Below are 20,186 nucleotides of genomic sequence, written 5' to 3'. Positions count from 1 at the left end.
AGTTTTTGCATTTAAATTAATAATTTATTGGGAGGTGTCTTATGGCTAAAAGATGTGATATTTGTGGAAAACAAAAAGTATTCGGAAATAAGGTCTCATTCTCTCACCATAAAAGCAATAGAAGCTGGGCTCCAAATATTAGAAGAGTTAAAGCTATAGTTAATGGAAGTACAAAAAGAATTAATATTTGTACAAGATGTTTGAGATCAAAAAAAGTTGAACGTGCAATCTAAAAAGGGGCTGGTTAAGGCTCATTGAATTAGGGATTTTAGAAAAACTAATTTAGAGAGTCTTTAGGTGGCAAGATAAAGGTGATGTTACAGAGTAGAATTGTCTATTCTGCAACATCACCTTTTGTTTTAATTATCTTCAATTACAAATCCTGTAATACGTGACTGTATTGCAAGTTGAGTTCGCGTTTTAAATCCTGTCTTGCTAAGGAGGTGGGCTATGTGAGTTTTGACTGTGTTTTCCGATATGCCTAATTTACTTGCAATTTCATCGTTGCCCACTCCTGTTGTGAGAAGGCGAAGGACCTGTATCTCTCTTGGAGTAAGTTGTGACGAGCTCACCTGTCCCAGCTTGACTTCAGGTGTTTCGTCGGGATAGATGGATTCTCCATTTAATGTTCTTTCAATAATTTCTAAGATGGTATCTTCTGAGACTTCTTTGTACCAGAAACTTTCGATGCCGATCTCTTTTGCTCTATCCATCCAGGATACTTCCGGCATGCTGGTAACGGCTATTATTTTAAGTTCTGGCTTTAGTTTCTTTATCTTTTCTGCTGCATCGAGGCCGTTTGAACCATCCTGCATCAGTATGTCCATAATAACCAGGTCGAGTTTAGTATTTAGCACATAGGTATCTGCAAACATGGCGGTGTCGACGCAGTAGACCACTTCGTAGACTGGGCATTGGCTGATGTATAGTTTAAACATTTCTCTGGAGACGAACTGATCGTCTACAATCATTATTTTATAGTTCATAGTTTCCTCCTTTTGGCCAGGATAGGTTCAAGGTGAATTGTGGATTAAGTTCTATATTCATCTTTCCACCAAAACTTTTTAACCTTTGATGGATGTTTTTGAGTCCGCCCTTTTCTTTTATCGGTTCTTTAGATGGGATGCCGTCGTTTCTTATCTTGCAATGGATATTTAAATCGCCTTCATCTAACTTAATCCATATATTTTTAGCTTGACCGTGGCGAATGGCATTGTTAAGTGCCTCGTGAACTATATCGACCAAGAGAATTAGATCGCCTTCGTCCCTTGGAGTTTCACCTTCCAAGTGGACAGCAACTCCTATATCTTTTGCGGTGGAGATTAGTTTTTCGAAATTTGCTTCATTCTTCGAAGAATCTTCCTTTTCACTCAAGAAATCATCTTTTTCATCGAGCATTACGAGACTCTCCATCCATAAGTTTATGAGTTTGTCCCGATCTTCCTTGGTCTTTTTGTCCATATCCAAGTATCTTTTAAAATATATTAGAGACTGACCGATCTTGTCGTGGATTTTGATTTTCGCCTGCAAGATTTCCTTCTGTCTAGTGTACTCTGCCACGTTCTTTTGGTATTCTTTGAGACTTTTGTTAATCTTTTCAATCTGTCTATTCTTTTCTTCAATCTCTTGGTACAGACCCCACTCAAGGGTGATTTTATACGCCAAAGTTTCCCTCACATTTTCGTGATGGACAATCTGTATCTGCCAAATATCTCCCAGAGCTTCTACTATGAGAGGATCTCGTTGCAAGATACGAGCATCCTTTTTTATTTTATTATTTCTTACATCTTCAGCACAGATCACATCGTTTATTAGCATGTTTCCAAATACTGCGTAGCTAATATCCTGCATTACTCTATTTACTAAGAGGGGCGTACCGTCAAGCTTTGCAAAACAGATACCGTCAGGGAGATTGTCCATACTTTCCTTGATGGAGTTCTTACCTATGATACTTTTCTTAGTCTTTATAAAACTTATTGCAAAGAGAATTTCAAGGGCGCATAGGAACAAATCGAAGATTATAAATAGGTAAACGGGAAGGTCTACCATAGGTTTTGCAAAGTAGAGTTTGCCAGTTCCAATCTCTGCCAAAATTTGCATAGAGAAAAAACTCAATAAAAAGATGAATACACTATGTACAAAATACTTGGAGTATAGCTTGCTATTTGCTGTATCTACAACAATTTTTACACTTGCTACCAAGACTATGGTGTTAAATAGAAATAGGGCGGATAGGTTGTAGATGCTTAGATTAAAAAAAGTCATAATTCCTCCTTCCAAGATTAATACATAGGTTTATTTCATCCTCTGCAAGATCCTCATCAATTAAGATTTTGCGATCAGCATAGGTATCTTTATACTTACTTAAGAAAGAATTCGGCTCTACACCGGTAATTCTAATACTTAGGGTAGGTACACGGTCCTTTCTATACAGACTCACCTGGAGGATGTCTATACCAGGCATGTAAAATTCCAACGCATATTGAAAAATTTCATAGAGGTCGAGACAGTACTTGGCATCGAACCTGCCACTTAGATTCCAATCAAGATTCGTATTAACATCGCTTAGTTTCAAATAGTCGAGGGATTCGGAAAACGCAAGCCTTAGCTCTGCAAGGTCTAGAATCTTTTTATTCTTAGTAATAAGGAATAGATTGGAATATCTCTTTATGTACACATCTAAGAAACAAGCGTGTTTTAATTTTACTTCAAATAGATCTTCATCTTCAGGAAGATTCATCAAGATATATTTAAGCTGATCGAACTGAGGCTTTAGCTTCATCTGAATGTGCTCTCTGATTTCTCTTGCTTCTTCAACCTTGATCATATTTTTCTCCAAGGCATTATACGCCTTTAGAAGTTCGTTTTCGTTTAGCATATCTTCACTCATGGAAAGGAGTTTTCTCTTTAGATTGTTGAAATCGGTAAAATCTACAAACCAAAATGATGTGCCGCCAGTAATATTTGCGCTTTCAAGAAGGGTGTCTTCATTGATAAAGATTGGAGATTTAAGCGCCTTGTCAACAAGAGCAAGATCAATATCTTTATACTTTTTCGGTCGGAATATCATCTCTTTATTTAAATCCACAATCCCAATATTTAGAGAAGAAAGTTGTAAGAATGATTCGTAGCCCCTGTTGGAAGGCAAAAGTCTCATAAATACCAAGGATTCAATAAATAGTAGCACCATAAGGATGTTAAACTCTGCGCTCTTAAAAATAATTTTAATATATTCAAAAGGCTCCCAGCCAATCATGAATAGAAAAGTATAAAGACCCCATATAAATAGGATGAAGATTGGAAGATTTACCGAAGCCAAATGACGATTCTTAAAAGATGGCATCATTGTAAATACTAAAGTGCAAAGAGCTAAAAGTCCTATGTAGATAATTACGAAATAAAATACTGGACCGTACATATTTAGACCTCTGACCTTTGGGTCAACGGAGAAGACGAGTTCGTGGTAGTCATTGGTCAAGATTAATAAGGCAGATACACAAGTAGGTATCCAAAGAATATTCCAATACTTGCTTATACCTTCTCTCTCGGATTTACCGACGTGAAGAGATGTGAGGAACACGAGCTGAGTTAAAATAAGTGGAAAGACGAAGTAGAAGTTTCTTATAACTCTTACCGCATCTTCATTATTTATAAAGATTTCGTACTTAATAGTCCTCACCGTAAGGTAACAGATGAGAAGTATACCGATGAGTTTAAATCTTGTGACTATAGAATGTCTAAGGACTCTACTGATCATATTGTGTATCCACAATAAAATAACAAAAGTATAGAGGATGAGCACCATGGTATGCACAGGGAAATTCACTAAATTATAGTAGTCAAGAGCATGCAAAACACATGCAGCTAAAACCAAAAATATAGAAACGATATAACTAATGATTTCTTTGCGATACATAGTAGCCTCCTTCCAAAAATGAAATAAAATTTACTCAATTATTGATTTAACAAAATAAAGAAATTGTTAAACTAATTATATCAAAAAGAATATATTTATTCTAATTCGAAAAAAATTTTAAAAAAAGTTAGAAAATTTCAAAAAATCATACTTTCGGGTGATGTGCAATAGAAAATAATTTTGTAAGATAAAGGCAGAAAGTGAAAAATATTTCCATACAAGCAATAAGGAGGAATCTATGTCAAAGAAACAGAAGAAATTTAAACTCATACTACTGATTCTCGTGGCAATACTTCTGACTGGATTTAAAGAACCAAGCGAAGTAAAGATCTATGTAAATGACAAGCTAATTAAATCAGACCAGCCACCGATCATTAAGAGTAGCAGAACCTTTGTCCCGGTCCGCGTCATTGCAGAAGATCTCGGCGCGAAGGTTGAATATCATAGAGAAGACTTAACTGTGACCATTGAAAAAGATCACACAAGTATTCTTCTAACCATAGGAGACGACAAGGCTTTATTCTCAGATGAGATAAAAGCTGGTCCAGTTCCGATAGATGCACCTGCATTTATAAGAAATAACAGAACCTACATTCCACTTAGAGCCGTTTCTGAACTCTTCGATATGAATATCAATTGGGATGCCAAGAAAAGAGCGGTCTACATAGATGAAAAACCTGTGCCAGTTGGACTACTCAAAGTGGACAATGCAGGAGATGAACTTATAAAGAAACTTAGAGAAAAGAAAGTCTTTGACAAGGACGCATATGTAGCAGAAGCAAGTGATTACGAAGTAGAATATCATGGCAGGAAGGAGATCGGTTTTTGGATCACCCTTAGAAAAGATAATCCATTTGACCAAGCACTTGCAGAGTTAGTGGGACACTACTTTATAAACGAAACTGGAACCATGGTCTTAAAATATGACGTGGTTAAAGATAAATTTGAAAGAATTTATTAAAAATTATTTAATTTAAGGAGGATAACATGGGATTTATCAAAGCATTTACAGGCGCATTAGGCGGCACATTCGCAGATCAATGGAAAGATTTTTACGGACCGATGGAAGGAGCCCCAGCAACTGCGGCAGTATTTCCAGGAGTACCAATGGGAACAAACAACGATAGAGGAGAAAATTACAAAGGAAATGACAATGTAATTACCAACGGAACTAGGGTCATCGTTCCAGAAGGAACTGCCCTTGTAACCATCCAAGACGGAGCAATCACCGGCATAATTACAGAAATAGGCGGATATATTTACAGCACAGACGATCCAAATTCGAAATCCATATTTTCAGGGAACGGACTGATGGACTCCATAGTCAAAACATCCTGGGAAAAATTTAAGTTTGGAGGCATACCGGCCACGAACCAACTGCTCTTCTATGTAAACCTAAAAGAAATACCAAACAATAGATTTGGAACGCAAAGTGAAATCTATTGGGACGACGCCTTCTTCGGCACCCAAGTAGGAGCAGTAACCAGAGGAACATACACGGTTCAAATCGTGGACCCAATCTTATTTTTAAAAAATTTCGTTCCAGTTAAATATCTAAGTTCTGGAGCACCAGCCTTTGATTTAGGTGATATGGATAACGAAGCTTCAGAACAACTATTTAACGAAGTAGTTGGCAGTCTATCAGCAGCATTTTCAAACTATACCAACGATCCAACCAGGGGCAATAGGATGAGCAAGATCCAAGGAGATCAAATTGGATTTGCAAAATCTCTATCAGCTGCAGTTGAAGACGGTTACGAATGGAGAACAACCCGCGGTTTAGAAATTGTGAAGACAGCCATCTTAGCCATCGAATATGACGAAGACACCAAAGAAATGATGAAGGATGTCAAGAGAGCCGACGCACTTTCAGGGTCCCGTGGCAATTCATTTATGCAACAATCAGTGGCAAGAGGTATGCAAGCCGCAGGAGAAAATGGTGGCGGAGCAAACATGGCATTTATGGGAATGGGCATGAACGCAGCGGGTAATATGATGGGTGGAGTACAGCAGCCAAACGCAGGAAACTCCTACCAACCTAATTTTGGTGGCGGTCAGATAAATCAAAACCAAGGCTATTATGACCAAACCCAAAATCAAGGTCAAAATCAAAACCAAGTACAAAGTCAACCACCAGAAGATCCAACAGAAAAATTAATCAAGATGAAGAAACTTCTCGATGCAGAAGTCATAAGCCAAGAAGAATTTGACAAAATTAAGAGAGAATTACTAGGACTATAGGTGATCTTATGAAGGACGATGTAAAAATAATAGATATGACAAGCGGCTTAAAGGATGGTCAGATCAAATGTCCTAAGTGTGGCTCAACAGAAATAGAGACCAACACCAAGACCGGTAAGCTCAGATGTAATTTCTGTAGAACTGAATTCGAACCAGAGCTCGCACCAGAAGATCAAGACATAAGTACATTGGAAGGAACTACTATGGGAAGTGGAGCCGCAGACATAGACGAAGCAGCGCAAAGCTTGGTGACAGTTAAATGCGAAAGCTGTGGCGCAGAAGTAGTCATAGAGACCAACACCACCACCCAAGCAAGATGTCACTGGTGCCGCAACACTCTATCTATCAACAATATCATACCGAATGGAGCAGTGCCAGACGTCATCCTTCCTTTTAGCGTCACAAAGAGCGACGCACAAAGAGAAATAGAGGACTTCGTCAAACAGAGAAGATTCTTTGCCCATCCAAAGTTCACAAGAGAGTTTACCACAGAGAATATCTGTGGAGTCTACCTTCCATACATGCTTGTGGATGTAAACGCCCACATGCACCTATGGGGCGAAGGTCAAATAGAAACGAATAGTTACGAAGTCGGCACAGGGGACGACAAACATACAGAGTACGATGCAGATAGCTACGAAATCGAAAGGGACTTCGATATATTTATAGATGATCTGTCCATAGAATCATCCAGCGACAAACTGGATTACACAGCCAAGGACAAGACTACAAACATCATAAACGCCATCATGCCCTTTGACACAGAAAACTCTGTGAAGTTCAACGCCAACTACATGAAGGGCTACACCTCAGAGAAGAGAGATAGCAATATCGATTTTCTAAGAGAAACAGTCTTTGCACAAAGCTCCGACGTAGCAAGACTTGCGGCAAAGGATACTGTGGAAGAATACGACAGAGGCGTAAGATGGGAGGACGAAGACTACAAAGTAAAAGGCGATTCATGGAAGGCAGCCTACCTACCAGTATGGCTCTACAGCTATATGGAAAAGAAAAAAGGTAAGAACCTCCTTCACTACGTGGCAGTAAACGCAAGGACCAAGGAAACCATGGGTAGCGTACCTATAAACTTCACGAAACTATTCTTCGCATCAGTATTGGTGGAAATCTTAGGCGGACTAGCAGCATTTGTCTTGAATTTAGTTGCAGCAATGAGCATGTTTGACGATACAAAATTCCAAGACTCAAGACAGTTCTTCTGGTTGCTATTAGTATCAGGATTCGTCTTCTTCTACACAATCTACGCAAGGTATAGAAACTCAGACGAAAGACACCACTACGAAGTAGAAACCAAGCACGAAATAAGTAACCTAGTTTGTGAAGATAAGTTTGTAAAAAATCTAAAAGGACTTGTAGAATCTTATATCGAAGGCGAAAACTCAAGTGAATTAAAGGGCAACAGGCTCGAAATAACCAAGGACAAACACCTTAATAAGGCAAAAGAAAAGGGAATTTTAGACGAAGTTGAAGAAAATAAAAAGAAACTAAACGAGACTTTTGACAAGAAGAAGTAAAAGTAAATGGGACAGCAACAACTGTAAGTAGAAATTCTTTAGTCCTAACTATGGACGGATATAAAACTGTCGTAATTAAGTACAAAGAAAAGCACCAGAACCACCAACACGAGAAACAGTTAAAATCACATTCGACAAAAATCGTGGTACCGGAACCATGGCGGATGTAACTAAGAATAAGGACGAATCATACAAATTACCAGCATGTGGATTTACACCACCAGTAGGCAAAGAATTCAAAGTATGGCAAGTAGATGGAACAGAAAAGAATGTTGGCGATAACATAGTATTAAATGGAAATAAAAATATCAAAGCAGTATGGAAAGATATAGGAAGCGTTCCTCCGACTTTACCTGTTCCACAATATAGTTAAGCGGAAATGTGAGGGATATTATGAAAAGAAATTTTAAATTTTTAATTATTTTTATGGTGGCGATGGTGCTTCTTGCTGGTTGCAAAAATGGTAAAAGTTCGCCGAAAGTAGAAAATAAAGATGCAAATGCAAATTTTGCGGTGGAAGATTCTAAGGATACTTCTAAAGTTAAGGAAAATTTAAAGCCTGTTGACGGAGCGGTGATCGGTTCAATGTCTTCCTACGTTGAGGACAGAGAAGTTTGGAAGGACTTCGTCGATGAAAAATACATAGATTTTGCAAAGAGGGATTTTGGCATCCACGTGCCTAGGATTCTTTTGGATTCTAAGGACGCCAAAGCGGCAAACGATGAGATTGATGGCTTGGTAAAAGATATAAAGAATCTATATACTACTCATAAAAAGGATATGGTAGATTACGATAGTGGAATAAACTCCTCTTTTTATGTTTATCAAGATGACCGTGTGCTAAGTATCATGGTCGAAGTTGCCAATATTTGGGAGGGCGAGTTTCCAATTTACAGAGTGTTTAACTTCTCTCTTCCTGATGGAAAATTAATAAATGACGAAGAGCTTATGAAGAGCATGGGCATAGAGAAGGAAGAGATCCTCGGGATGATTGAAAATAGTGTGAGTGAGGAACAATCCATGGCTGCGAAAATCTACTATAGCGATGTAACTGATTCTTCCTACGTCTATAATCCTTCCAACCACACCGGAAAGATTCTAAACGATCTATGGGATAGTTACGATTACAAAAATTGTCAAATTTTCATAGACGAAGTGGGCACACCTACACTTGCCTTTACTCAATATTTAAACGTGGACATGGGACAGCTGCCAGCGCTTCTAAAACTAAAGATAGATAGATTCAATAAAAGTGAGATTTCCGATGAATATTTAAGAATGGCAAGAAGACTCGGTGTCGATCCAAATAACGAAAAGTACAAGGCCTTTGTAATCTATCTTGGCTCTTGTTACGATGAGAATACCTTGAAAGCTCCTCTTGAAAAGCTATATGCTTGGACAAGTATTTTTACTAATTACGAAGATCCAAACATGCTTATTTCAATGAAAGATAGCGAAGTAGGCGACAGACCTTACTTAAATGGAGAACAATGTTACCTAGTAATTCCTAAGTACAAAAACGCTTCAGTTTCTCTAAAGGAACTGCAACTTTTTGAGGATGGAAAATTAAAAGAGGTTGAAAATCTATACCTAGATGCCCTTTCAAGCAGTGGAATCACATTTGTCATGCAAAATATAAGTGACATCGCTCCAAATGGTAAGATCACCATCAGGTACAGAGACGACACTTTTGAGTTCTCCCCTTCAATCAGTCTAAAGGAAGGCAGTTTGATGTTACCGGAGGAAATAAAAGATGGAGAAGAGATCCTCGATTGGAATAGTTTAGTTAACAAGGAAACCTCTTCACCAATGATGTTTGATAGAATCTTGTCCATAATGGGCAAGGGTTGATTAATAATCGAATAAACGATATGAAAAGGGCAATTTATGAAGAAAGGAAATTAAGTAAAAAGAAGAAGATAATCTTATTAATCCTTCTACTATTAATACCAAATCCATTCGACTCGAGAGGGGGTGCAAGATAGTCAAGTATCAAGAGCTTACAAAGGCAGTCGACGATGCCTATCAGCCTAATTTCAGTGGCTAGTCTCAGTAGCCACAACAAAATCAAAATATAGATCCTGCAGAAAAGTTAATACAAATATAAAAATTTATGGAGGTAAAACTAAAATGAAAAAGAAGATATTATTGACCATTACTATGTGCGTGATATTATCCGTGGGTATGACAGCCTGCGGAAGCAAGGAAAAGAGCACTGCTGTTCAATCTACGAACAAGGTAATAAGCGTAACCCCTACAGATGGCTATGTGGCAAAACCACAGGAAGGTTATGAGCAGATCATGATTTTCCCAAAGGACAAGCAGGATGATAACAACACCGAGTATATACAAATTGACGCAGTTGATCCGGACGGAACGCTCAATTCTTTGGTGGGCTTTACTCTCAAGGGATATAAGGAAGGAACGACGGATTACACCATGGACAAACTTAATGCCGATCTTGACGCAAAGGCAAGTGAAGAAAAGGCATCAGGTGTTGTAGGCACATTTGACAACAAGACGTGCGTGAAACTTGGAGAGGTGGATTATGTCAAATTCGATTTGACAAGAAATGGAGCTGATGCAAACGAATATTACGGCGTTGTGGACGGGACTCCCGTATACATTACAGTCGTCGGGCTTATCGACAAAGATGGCGTAAGCGACATGCTGAACTCTATAGAGTACAAAATCAATAAATAGACAGTCAACAATTATCTTAGTCGCCTTTATTTTGTCTAAGATGGATCGTCAAAAATAAAAATGTTTTAAGGAGGTAGCAGATATGGGACTTTTCAGTAAAAAAATATGTGTAATATGCAGTGAAAAGGCAGGGCTTCTCTCGAGGCTAAAGCTCGAGAACGATGACTTCGTCTGTGGTAACTGCCAAAAGAAGCTTTCCCCATTCTTTGATCACAAAGACAAGGTTCATACTGAAAAAGAGATACGCGACCACATCGCATGGCGTGAATCGACGAGAGAAGAAGTCATTGCATTCCAAGCGGACGATAGCGTTCAACTAGATGGAAAAGACCTGCTTTTAATCAATCACGACGAAGGAAAATTCGTTTTAATCGAAAGCGGAACGAAGAAAGAAGAAGCAGATGTCTTTTCACTTGATGAGATAGTAGACGCTATGCTAACCGTTGAGGAGAAAAAGAAGGAAATTAAAAAGAAGATAGACGGAGAGAAAAAGCCATACCATCCGCCACATTACTCATACAAATATCATTTCCTGCTCTCTGTGAGATTGAATAATCCCTATATAAAGGAGATTGAATTCAGACTGCATCAGATTGCCATAGATGGCGGGGATGATGCAGACGGCTATCGAGCACCGTCAATTTTAGAAAAGGCAACCGGATTTTACGTTTGGAAGGAGAAACAACTGAATGGCAATGACTTTCTCCATCGTTCCAATTTCGCCATGTCAAGTTCACCAGGCGGATATGGTCCAAAGGGCTCGACTACAATGACTGATTTTAACATAGAGCAATTCGACAAAATGGTCAATGTTGGAAGCAAAGTAGTGGAGCTGCTCACCGGTCAGCAAAGGGAACCAGCCTTTAAATCCACGAGGGATTGGTTATAAATCCGAACTCTTTAAGTTTTGAGATTGAAATGAAAAAAACTTACTTAGTTTAAACAAATACGCTGAGTAAGTTTTTTAATGCTACTCAGGAAAAGAATATCTCCGGGAACAACAATTTAAAGCAATTTTTCTCCTCGAGAACAGCTTAAATATCAACATCTTACACAATACTTGACTATGTTGCAAGTCTTGTTTCTGGTCTTTTTTTCTTGCCATAAAAATTCCTCCTGATTATTATTATCTTATCAGGAGGAGTTTCTATACACAAACTATTTCACGGTTTCTATTAAATGCTTAATTGCTTATTTTCTCATAAGTTTTAACTCAATATAAGCTTTGTTTATTTCCTGGCTCAATGTTTCGGCTTCACAAAAAATCTTGAATTCTTCCTCTGTTCCGTTTGCCGTATGATACTTCCCAAAATTCAACATGAAGTCTATCGGCATATTTTTTTGCTGTTACAGCCATATCTAAAAAGTTAATGGCTGATCCAACTTTTCCTTTTTGATATACACATATTCCCGTACTATGATAGATAAGTCAAGAAAATAGAAATCTATTATTATACAATTAATCAAGTTAAAAAGGCTAAGAATATCTCTGTTCTTAACCTTTTCTCTTGCCACCTAAAGACTCTTTAAATTAGTTTTTCTAAAATCCCTAATTCAATTAGCCTTTAGGTCCCTTTTTTATTTGTATTATATTTATAATATATTTACATTTTTTAAATTCATTTAATTTTACAACCTATCACATCTAAAATCATTTTATCATATTTTTATTGAATATAAATGTTTTTATGTTTGATAAATATTTCTAAGAAAAACAATAAAAAAACATAAGGAAAAGTGTTAGATAATTTAAAAAAAGTGGGTATACAGAAATAACAAAAGATTTGAACTGATGATTCCACGAGTTTAAAATTTTCTTACAAAGAAAAGGAGATGTTATTTAATGAATAATAGTTATGATGAAAGAGTCAAATTTGTTAATGGTAATTACCACTCTTTAGTTCATGCAAGAAAACCAAAAGATATAGATGATAAGAAAGCCTACATTATAGGTACTGGTCTTGCTGCATTGGCTGCGGGTGGATTTTTAGTAAAAGATGCTCATATGAAAGGAGAAAATATTACTTTTATTGAACAATTAGAATTGCCTGGTGGAAGTTTAGATGGAGAATTTAAGCCTGAACACAGAGGATATGTTGCCAGAGGTGGTAGAGAGATGGGTCACCATTTTGAAATTTTGTGGGACTTGTACAGTGCGATTCCATCTTCTGAAAATCCAGAAGAATCAATACTAGATCATTTCTTCTACATTAATTTAGACGATCCAAATTTCAGTAAATGTCGTATAACTCACGAAAATGGTAAAAGATATGACGAAGAAAAATTCAACTTATCAGACAAAGCTTTGAAGGAAATTGCAGAGCTTACAATCACAAAAGATGAAAAATTACAAAACAAACAAATTGATGAAATTTTCTCAGAAGAAACTTTGAATAGTGATTTCTGGATTTTGTGGAGATCAATGTTTGCATTCCAAAACTGGAATAGTGCTTTGGAAATGAAATTATATTTGAACAGATTTATCCACCATGTTGGAGGACTTCCTACACTTTCAGCTCTTCAATTTACTCAATACGATCAATACGAATCTATCGTTAAACCGATAGTTAAATGGTTAGAAGAAAAAGGTGTTAAATTTGAATACGGAATCACTGTAAAAGATGTTGATTTTGATATAACTGCTGAGAAGAAAGTAGCCAAAAGATTGGTGATGGAATCAAACAAAGGCGAAGACAAATCAATTGATTTAACTGAAAATGATTTGGTGTTTATAACTAATGGATCGATGACTGAATCATCAAGCTACGGTGACGATGAAACTGCAGCAACTTTGAGTGCTGATCTTGGTGGAAGCTGGGATTTATGGAGAAATATTGCATTAAAATCAGATGAATTCGGAAAACCTGACAAATTCTGTAAAAATGTTGAAAGAACTAACTGGGAATCATGTACAGTAACTGTTCATGGTGGTAAAGTTATCGACTATATCGAAAATATTACTAAGAGAAATCCTTACACAGGAAAAGTTGTTACAGGTGGTATCGTAACTGTTAAGGATTCAAATTGGTTGATGAGCTGGACAATTAACAGACAACCACAATATGTTGGTCAACCAAAAGAAGATATTTGCGTTTGGGTTTACGGATTATTTACTGACAAAGACGGAAATTATATCAAAAAACCTATGAGAGATTGTACAGGAAAAGAAATCACAAAAGAATGGTTGTATCATATTGGTGTTCCTGAAGCAGAAATCGATCAATTATCACAAGATTGCTCAGCAATTCCTGTAATGATGCCATATATTACAAGTCATTTTGAACCTCGTGAATTTGGTGACAGACCTTACGTAGTTCCTAAAGGAGCTGTGAACTTTGCATTCCTTGGACAATTTGCAGAAACATTGGACAAACCTGGTAGAGATACTGTATTTACTACAGAATATTCTGGAAGAACTGCAATGGAAGCTGTGTATGCATTGTGTCATGTTGAAAAGGGAATTCCTGAAGTATACGCTTCAAGATATGATTTGAGATATTTATTAAATGCAGTTAGTGCACTTAATGATTACGAAAAACCAGACCTACCAATTCCAAAATTGTTAGCTCATAGTATTGGTAAGAAAATAGAAGACACTGATATCGAATTAATGTTAAAAGAAAATAATTTGATTTAGATTTGTTAGTATCCCTGGAATTAATTTTCTGGGGATATTTTTTTTTAATTTGTAATAAAATATACAAAAGGGGATGAAAAAATGAACTCTGATTACAAAGACAGAATCAAAGGTGCGTTGTATGCATTTGCAATAGGCGATAGCATGAGTGCTACGACTGAATTTATGACAGAAGAGGAAATCCATAAAAATTACGGTAAAATTACAGATATTTTAGGTGGAGGATGGCTTGATTTGAATCCAGGAGAATGCACCGATGATACTGATATGAGTATTTGCATTATGAAATCTTTGATGGAAAATGACAATGATAATTTTGAAAAAAATACAATGGAACTTTTCGTGGATTGGTACAATACTCATCCTAGAGATATTGGAAATCAATGCAAATCTGCTATCGAGCATTATATTCAATACGAAATATTTATAGAAGAAGATGGAACAGCGCTTGGAAACGGAAGCTTGATGAGAGCACTTCCATGTGTATTATTAGATAACGAATATTCAGAAGAACTGAACATAAAACAAGGAAGACTAACTCACAATAACGAAATGTGTGATGAAATTTTACGAGAATACACACAAATCATACGTGATAACATCAATGGAAAAACTCATGAGCTTGAAGATAAACAACTTCTCAAGCCATCAGGATATATTGTGAATACTTTTAATAATGCGATATATTGGGCGAAGGAAAATTCAATTGAAGATTGCATTATAAACGCTGTAAATCACGGGGGAGATTCTGACACGATAGCTGCAATTGCAGCAAGTTTAAGTGGTTCAATTTACGGATATTCTACAATTCCTAAAAGATGGATTGACAAATTAGACGAAAATGTAAAAGAGCAAATTGAAAAATTTGTAGAATATTTGGAAAATCAAATATAAGCAATACAAAATCCTGCATTAGGGGCTCTTTTTTATTTGTATTATATTTATAATATATTTACATTTTTTAAATTCATTTCATACTAATAACTTTTTTATATCTAATAAAATTCAATTGTAAATAATAGATAGTGTTATTAATTTCAATTTTCTGCTATAATAAATAGAGAAATGAGGAGGTGCCCAAATGCCGGCAATTATTAATTCTGAACTTGGTAGTATTGTAATAGATAATAGTGTAATAGCAAATATTGCAGGAATTTCCGCTATGGAATCGTATGGAATAGTGGGAATGGCATCAAAAAATGCAGCTGATGGTATTTTTGAATTATTAAAATTTGAAAATCTTTCCAAGGGAATAAAAGTTAATACTGAAAATAATCAAATTAATATAGAACTTCATGTGGTATTGGAATATGGAGTTAAAATTTCCGTAGTAGGACAAAATATTATAGAAAGAGTTAAATTTAATATAGAAAACCTTACTGGCCTTACTATTGATAATATTGAAGTCCTTGTTGAAGGAATAAGATTGAAATAGTGGAGGGTAAATTGGAAACTAAAGTTATAAATGGTAATTTATTAAGAGAAATTTTTAAGGGAGCGGTTAATTATCTTATTTCTAAAAAAGAAGAAGTTAACGCATTAAATGTTTTTCCGGTACCAGATGGAGATACAGGTACAAATATGAGCCTTACTGGGAAATCAGCCTTAAAACAAATTGAAAGCTTAGGTGATAATCCAAGTGTTTCTGATGTTGCTTTATTGGCTGCAAGAGGGGCACTTATGGGAGCTAGAGGTAATTCAGGCGTAATTTTATCCCAATTTTTAAGAGGTCTTTCTGAAGGATTAAAAGATAAGGATGAAGCTAGTATTTCGGAGATGGCTCTTGCTTTCAAAAAAGCCTCTGATACTACTTATAAAGCAGTTATGAAACCAGTTGAAGGTACAATTTTAACAGTTGGTAGAGAAACAGCGGATTTCGCTTTAAAAGCACAAAATAGATACGATAATTTTGAAGAATTTTTAACAAATGTAATAGAAGCTGCTAACATTTCTTTAGACAAAACACCTGAAAAACTTGAAGTTTTAAAAGAAGCTGAAGTTGTTGATGCTGGAGGTAAGGGTCTTGTTGTTTTATTAGAGGGAGCTTTACTGGTTATTAAAGGTGAAAAAATTAGCAACTTAACTGAAGATGAAATACTAAAGAAAAAAGCTCAAAAAGAAATTGACTTTGGTCAAGCGGATACATCATTAAAATATGGATACTGTACTGAATTTGTCATCCATACTGACTCAGAAGATATTGCTGACTTACGCTCAAAGCTTTCACCTATAGGTGATTGCCTTCTAGTAGTTGGAGGTGGTGGAAGTGGAATAATAAAAGTTCATGTCCACACAAATCATCCTGGAAAAGCTCTAGAATATGCTTGCGAATTAGGTTTATTACAGGATATAAAGATTGATAATATGAGGTATCAACACAGAGAAATTCTTTTTGATGATAGTGAAGTTAAAAAGGCAAGAGAAAGAGAAGAAAAAATCTCAAAAAAACCTAAAGCTAATGGATTTTTAGCTGTTTCTATGGGTAATGGAATAAGCGAGCTTTTTAAATCCTTAGGAATTGATTTTATAGTAAGTGGAGGACAAACTATGAATCCATCTACTGAGGATATTTTAAAAGGTATTGAAGAAATTAACGCTGATAGAATTTATATTCTTCCAAATAATTCTAATATTATTTTAGCAGCAGAAGCTGCTCGTGATATTTCTACTAAGGATATAGTTGTAATTCCTTCTAAATCAATTCCACAAGGCGTTGCGGCTATGCTTGCATTTAATGAGTTAAAATCTAATGATGAAAATAAAGAGAATATGATTCAAGCATTACAAAGTGTTGTTGATGCTCAGGTAACTTATGCCGTTCGTGACACAACTATGGATGGTAAAGAAGTAAATAAAGGTGATTTTATCAGTATTTCCAACAAAAAATTACAAGCTTCTGGAAAAATTCTTGATGATGTAGTACTTGATACAATTGATAAAATGATGGATGAAGATAAAACCCTTATTACTTTATATTATGGTGTTGACATAAAGGATGAAGATGCTCAAAACCTTGATAAGAAATTAAGGGAGAAATATCCTGACTGTGATACTGAGTTAATAAAGGCCGAACAGCCAATTTACTATTATATAATTTCTCTTGATTAAATATTAAAGGAGCCTGAGGCTCCTTTTTTTAGAAGGTGAATCATGAATATTGATGATAATATTAAAAATTTAAAATCAGTAGGACCAAAAAGATTAAAACTACTTAATAATATTGGAATTTTTTCAATTAAAGATTTACTTTATTTTTATCCAAGAAGGTATGAAGACTCTTCTAAAATATTAAAATTATCAGAAGGTATCATAGGAGAAAAAGCTACTTTTAGATGTAGAATATTATCTTTACTTGATAATAGGAATATCAGAAGAGGATTAAGCATTACATCTTTTCTTATAGAAGATGATAGTGCTGAAGCCAAGCTAATTTTTTTTAACAATAGATTTATAAAAAATACAATAGATTTTGGTGAAACCTATTTGATTTATGGTAAATATGAAAGATTTAGAGGAAGAATTCAACTCACAAGTCCTGAAATTGAAAAGGTTGATAATATAAGAAATCTTGGAAGGATTAGAGGTATTTATAATCAAACAAAGGGATTAACAAATAATAATATAGATTATTTAATAGACCAAGTAATAGATAAAAATTTATTTGAAGAATGCATTCCTAATGACTTGATAAAAAAATACTCCTTAATTGATAAAAATAGAGCTATAAAAAATATTCACAGACCTGAAAATAGAAAATCCTACGCTCTATCAAAACAAAGGCTTGTCTATGAAGAATTATTATTTTTTGAACTTTCAATATTAAGTATGCAAAATAAGAATAATTCATCACATGGTATAAAATTTAACATTCCTAATAAAATTTATGAATTTATAAATAACCTACCCTACAAATTAACATCCGGTCAGGAGAAAGTTCTTAAAGATATAACGGGTGATATGCAAAATGGAAAATCTGTTAATAGGCTTATTCAAGGAGATGTAGGAAGTGGAAAAACTATTGTATCTATAATTTTATCCCTAGTAGCTGTTTTAAACGGATATCAATGTGCTATTATGGCACCAACTGAAATTTTAGCAAAGCAACATTTTGAAAATTTTAACAGTTTATTAGAAGATTATGGAGTTAGAATTAAATTACTTGTAGGTTCAACTTCAAGTAAAGTTAAGAAAGAAATTTTGACAAATACAGCAAATGGCTTGATTGATATTTTAATAGGCACACATTCTCTAATAGAAGATGATGTGAAATTTTTTAATTTAGGACTCAATGTTATTGATGAACAACATAGATTTGGAGTAATTCAAAGAAGTAAATTAAGATATAAAAATGATAAGGCATGTAATATAATTATGAGTGCTACTCCAATACCGAGAACCCTATCGCTAATACTTTATGCAGACCTTGATACATCAATTATTGATACAATGCCAGGAGGCAGAAAAAATATTAAAACTCTAGCTATTAATAGTTCACAAGTAAATGAAGCCTTAACTTTTATAGAAAAAGAATTAAATGCTGGTCACCAAGCATATGTAATATGCTCATTGATCGAGGATAATGAAGATTTTGAAAATTTAGAGTCAGTTGAAAAAGTTTTTAAAGATTTAAAGAAATTTTTTAAAAATTATAAACTTGCCTTACTTCATGGCAGACTTTCAACTGATGAAAAAAACAAAGTTATGGAGGATTTTAAAAATAGAAAAATTGATTTAATCGTTTCCACTACAGTAATTGAAGTGGGAATAAATGTGGCTAATGCTACTGTAATGATGATTTATAATGCTGAAAGATTTGGATTATCAACCTTGCATCAACTTAGAGGCAGAGTTGGTAGAGGAGATGCTCAAAGTTACTGTATATTATTTAATAATTCAAAAAGCGAAATATCTTGGAGAAGAATGAAAATAATGACTGATTCAACAGATGGATTTTATATTGCTAATAAAGATTTGGAATTGAGAGGTTTTGGAGATATTTTGGGTGTAAGACAATCTGGTATTCCAAATCTAAGACTTGCAAATCCATTAAAAGACCAAAAAATACTTTCTTATGCGTCAACTGATGCGAAAAATATTTTAAAAGAAGATATAGATCTAACAGGTAAATATAAAAATCTCAAAAAATTTGTTGATGAGTTCCAAGAAAATATGTAGAATATTCTTCTAATAAACTCATAAATATCCCATCAAAGACTTTTTAATTTTAAAGTATTATGTTAAAATAATACTTAATTGGAGGACTTATGAGAATTATAGGTGGAGATTGTAGAGGTATAAAACTTTCAGCCCCTTTGGGATTAAATACAAGACCTACTCTTGATAGAATAAGAGAAAGCCTTTTTAACATTTTAGGTCAATATTTTAATGGAGGAACCGTTCTAGATTTATTTGCTGGTAGCGGTTGTAATGGTCTTGAATTTTTATCAAGAGGTGTTGATTTTTCCTATTTTGTGGATAATTCATCTCAAAGCTATAATGTAATTACTTCAAATATAGAAAAGCGTAGGCTTAAAGATAAGTCAAAAGTATTAAAAATGGATTATAAAAAAGCTTTAGAATCTTTTTTATCTGAAACTTTTTCTTATATATATATGGATCCTCCATTTATGAAAAGAGATTATTATATAGATTCAATTAATTTAATAAAAGAAAACAGATTATTAAAAAAAGATGGTCTTTTAATAATAGAACATAAGACTGATGATACTTTTGAATTACCTGAGGGTTTCTCAGAAATAAAAAACAAAAAATATGGAAACACGAGCCTATCAATATGGAGTTTTGTAAATGAAAGTAATATATGCGGGTAGTTTTGATCCTGTAACTAATGGTCACTTAGATATTATTGAAAGGGCAAAATCTATTTTTGGTCACGTAATTGTAGCTGTACTAGACAATGTCAGCAAAAAATCATTATTTACAACAGAGGAAAGGCTATACTTACTTAAAGAAGTTTTAAAAGATGATGAAAATATAGAAATTGATTCATTTAGTGGACTTCTTGTAGATTATGCAAAAAAGAAAAATTGTAAAGTTATAGTTAGAGGCTTGAGATCAGCTTCTGATTATTTAAGTGAATACACTCTTGCCATGGCAAATATGCATTATAAAGATGGGGTAGAGACAGTATTTTTAT

18 protein-coding genes are annotated in these 20,186 nt (G+C 34.8%); 15 read left to right on the top strand and 3 right to left on the bottom strand.

Going from position 1 to position 20,186, the window contains the following annotated elements; all coding sequences use genetic code 11:
• Nucleotides 1–41 precede the first annotated feature (41 nt).
• Entirely contained in the window at nucleotides 42–233 is a 192-nt protein-coding gene (gene rpmB, locus HMPREF9131_RS06035; RefSeq protein ID WP_004824087.1) for a 50S ribosomal protein L28, read from the top strand.
• 126 nt (nucleotides 234–359) lie between these two features.
• Here rpmB and HMPREF9131_RS06030 read toward each other — a convergent pair whose 3' ends face one another.
• The 3 genes from HMPREF9131_RS06030 to HMPREF9131_RS06020 are packed head-to-tail and all read right to left on the bottom strand — an operon-like array spanning nucleotide 360 to nucleotide 3,916.
• Nucleotides 360–986, bottom strand: a complete 627-nt coding sequence (locus tag HMPREF9131_RS06030) for a response regulator transcription factor (protein WP_009345983.1) — start codon at nucleotides 984–986, stop codon at nucleotides 360–362.
• Nucleotides 976–2,265, bottom strand: coding sequence for a sensor histidine kinase (locus HMPREF9131_RS06025; RefSeq protein ID WP_009345963.1), 1,290 nt, complete (start codon nucleotides 2,263–2,265; stop codon nucleotides 976–978). The genes HMPREF9131_RS06030 and HMPREF9131_RS06025 overlap by 11 nt, the downstream gene beginning before the upstream one ends.
• The gene (locus tag HMPREF9131_RS06020) at nucleotides 2,252–3,916 is read right to left on the bottom strand and encodes a hypothetical protein (protein WP_009345980.1); all 1,665 of its coding nucleotides are present in this window, start codon (nucleotides 3,914–3,916) and stop codon (nucleotides 2,252–2,254) included. The genes HMPREF9131_RS06025 and HMPREF9131_RS06020 overlap by 14 nt, the downstream gene beginning before the upstream one ends.
• Before the next feature lie 238 nt (nucleotides 3,917–4,154).
• Here HMPREF9131_RS06020 and HMPREF9131_RS08145 point away from each other — a divergent pair, with 238 nt between their 5' ends.
• From HMPREF9131_RS08145 to coaD, 14 genes are all read left to right on the top strand, one after another.
• Entirely contained in the window at nucleotides 4,155–4,877 is a 723-nt protein-coding gene (locus HMPREF9131_RS08145) for a copper amine oxidase N-terminal domain-containing protein (protein WP_050784466.1), read from the top strand.
• A gap of 26 nt (nucleotides 4,878–4,903) precedes the next feature.
• Nucleotides 4,904–6,157 (top strand): SPFH domain-containing protein, encoded by a 1,254-nt coding sequence (locus HMPREF9131_RS08890; protein ID WP_009345964.1) that lies wholly within the window; start codon nucleotides 4,904–4,906, stop codon nucleotides 6,155–6,157.
• A gap of 8 nt (nucleotides 6,158–6,165) precedes the next feature.
• Entirely contained in the window at nucleotides 6,166–7,689 is a 1,524-nt protein-coding gene (locus HMPREF9131_RS06005) for a TFIIB-type zinc ribbon-containing protein (RefSeq protein WP_009345970.1), read from the top strand.
• A 157-nt stretch (nucleotides 7,690–7,846) separates the two neighbouring features.
• Nucleotides 7,847–8,062: a hypothetical protein gene (locus tag HMPREF9131_RS06000; protein WP_036744473.1), complete on the top strand. Its 216-nt coding sequence runs from the start codon at nucleotides 7,847–7,849 to the stop codon at nucleotides 8,060–8,062.
• Between the two features lie 20 nt (nucleotides 8,063–8,082).
• Complete coding sequence (locus tag HMPREF9131_RS05995) at nucleotides 8,083–9,540, top strand: hypothetical protein (RefSeq protein ID WP_009345969.1); 1,458 nt, start codon at nucleotides 8,083–8,085, stop codon at nucleotides 9,538–9,540.
• Between the two features lie 279 nt (nucleotides 9,541–9,819).
• Nucleotides 9,820–10,392 carry a hypothetical protein gene (locus HMPREF9131_RS05990; protein WP_009345979.1) on the top strand — a complete coding sequence of 191 codons (573 nt, stop codon included), beginning with the start codon at nucleotides 9,820–9,822 and terminating at the stop codon, nucleotides 10,390–10,392.
• 82 nt (nucleotides 10,393–10,474) lie between these two features.
• Nucleotides 10,475–11,281 (top strand): DUF4428 domain-containing protein, encoded by an 807-nt coding sequence (locus HMPREF9131_RS05985; protein ID WP_009345985.1) that lies wholly within the window; start codon nucleotides 10,475–10,477, stop codon nucleotides 11,279–11,281.
• A 954-nt stretch (nucleotides 11,282–12,235) separates the two neighbouring features.
• The gene (locus HMPREF9131_RS05980) at nucleotides 12,236–14,029 is read left to right on the top strand and encodes an oleate hydratase (protein WP_009345986.1); all 1,794 of its coding nucleotides are present in this window, start codon (nucleotides 12,236–12,238) and stop codon (nucleotides 14,027–14,029) included.
• Nucleotides 14,030–14,110: 81 nt separating this feature from the next.
• Nucleotides 14,111–14,923, top strand: a complete 813-nt coding sequence (locus tag HMPREF9131_RS05975; RefSeq protein ID WP_009345977.1) for an ADP-ribosylglycohydrolase family protein — start codon at nucleotides 14,111–14,113, stop codon at nucleotides 14,921–14,923.
• A gap of 187 nt (nucleotides 14,924–15,110) precedes the next feature.
• Nucleotides 15,111–15,464, top strand: a complete 354-nt coding sequence (locus HMPREF9131_RS05970) for an Asp23/Gls24 family envelope stress response protein (protein WP_009345966.1) — start codon at nucleotides 15,111–15,113, stop codon at nucleotides 15,462–15,464.
• An 11-nt stretch (nucleotides 15,465–15,475) separates the two neighbouring features.
• Nucleotides 15,476–17,137, top strand: coding sequence for a DAK2 domain-containing protein (locus tag HMPREF9131_RS05965; protein WP_009345972.1), 1,662 nt, complete (start codon nucleotides 15,476–15,478; stop codon nucleotides 17,135–17,137).
• A 42-nt stretch (nucleotides 17,138–17,179) separates the two neighbouring features.
• The gene (gene recG / locus HMPREF9131_RS05960) at nucleotides 17,180–19,204 is read left to right on the top strand and encodes an ATP-dependent DNA helicase RecG (RefSeq protein ID WP_009345982.1); all 2,025 of its coding nucleotides are present in this window, start codon (nucleotides 17,180–17,182) and stop codon (nucleotides 19,202–19,204) included.
• 89 nt (nucleotides 19,205–19,293) lie between these two features.
• Entirely contained in the window at nucleotides 19,294–19,860 is a 567-nt protein-coding gene (rsmD, locus tag HMPREF9131_RS05955; protein WP_009345967.1) for a 16S rRNA (guanine(966)-N(2))-methyltransferase RsmD, read from the top strand.
• On the top strand, nucleotides 19,838–20,186 hold a 349-nt coding region (gene coaD, locus HMPREF9131_RS05950), incomplete at its 3' end, for a pantetheine-phosphate adenylyltransferase (protein WP_009345981.1). The genes rsmD and coaD, both read left to right, overlap by 23 nt.

Source organism: Peptoniphilus sp. oral taxon 836 str. F0141, assembly GCF_000179335.1.
In the GTDB taxonomy this organism is placed as follows: Bacteria; Bacillota; Clostridia; order Tissierellales; family Peptoniphilaceae; genus Peptoniphilus_A; species Peptoniphilus_A lacrimalis.
Note: the sequence above shows the minus strand (reverse complement) of the source record. Positions and strands in the feature narration are given on the sequence as shown.

Bases quoted from the DNA above. Each gene is read 5' to 3' on its own strand.
- HMPREF9131_RS06005 (WP_009345970.1), top strand. From the start codon at position 6,166: ATGAAGGACGATGTAAAAATAATAGATATGACAAGCGGCTTAAAGGAT.
- rsmD (WP_009345967.1), top strand. From the start codon at position 19,294: ATGAGAATTATAGGTGGAGATTGTAGAGGTATAAAACTTTCAGCCCCT.
- HMPREF9131_RS05970 (WP_009345966.1), top strand. From the start codon at position 15,111: ATGCCGGCAATTATTAATTCTGAACTTGGTAGTATTGTAATAGATAAT.
- HMPREF9131_RS05975 (WP_009345977.1), top strand. From the start codon at position 14,111: ATGAACTCTGATTACAAAGACAGAATCAAAGGTGCGTTGTATGCATTT.
- HMPREF9131_RS08890 (WP_009345964.1), top strand. From the start codon at position 4,904: ATGGGATTTATCAAAGCATTTACAGGCGCATTAGGCGGCACATTCGCA.
- HMPREF9131_RS06020 (WP_009345980.1), bottom strand. From the start codon at position 3,916: ATGTATCGCAAAGAAATCATTAGTTATATCGTTTCTATATTTTTGGTT.
- HMPREF9131_RS05990 (WP_009345979.1), top strand. From the start codon at position 9,820: ATGAAAAAGAAGATATTATTGACCATTACTATGTGCGTGATATTATCC.
- HMPREF9131_RS06025 (WP_009345963.1), bottom strand. From the start codon at position 2,265: ATGACTTTTTTTAATCTAAGCATCTACAACCTATCCGCCCTATTTCTA.
- HMPREF9131_RS05995 (WP_009345969.1), top strand. From the start codon at position 8,083: ATGAAAAGAAATTTTAAATTTTTAATTATTTTTATGGTGGCGATGGTG.
- HMPREF9131_RS08145 (WP_050784466.1), top strand. From the start codon at position 4,155: ATGTCAAAGAAACAGAAGAAATTTAAACTCATACTACTGATTCTCGTG.
- HMPREF9131_RS05985 (WP_009345985.1), top strand. From the start codon at position 10,475: ATGGGACTTTTCAGTAAAAAAATATGTGTAATATGCAGTGAAAAGGCA.
- HMPREF9131_RS05980 (WP_009345986.1), top strand. From the start codon at position 12,236: ATGAATAATAGTTATGATGAAAGAGTCAAATTTGTTAATGGTAATTAC.
- recG (WP_009345982.1), top strand. From the start codon at position 17,180: ATGAATATTGATGATAATATTAAAAATTTAAAATCAGTAGGACCAAAA.
- HMPREF9131_RS06030 (WP_009345983.1), bottom strand. From the start codon at position 986: ATGAACTATAAAATAATGATTGTAGACGATCAGTTCGTCTCCAGAGAA.
- HMPREF9131_RS06000 (WP_036744473.1), top strand. From the start codon at position 7,847: ATGGCGGATGTAACTAAGAATAAGGACGAATCATACAAATTACCAGCA.
- rpmB (WP_004824087.1), top strand. From the start codon at position 42: ATGGCTAAAAGATGTGATATTTGTGGAAAACAAAAAGTATTCGGAAAT.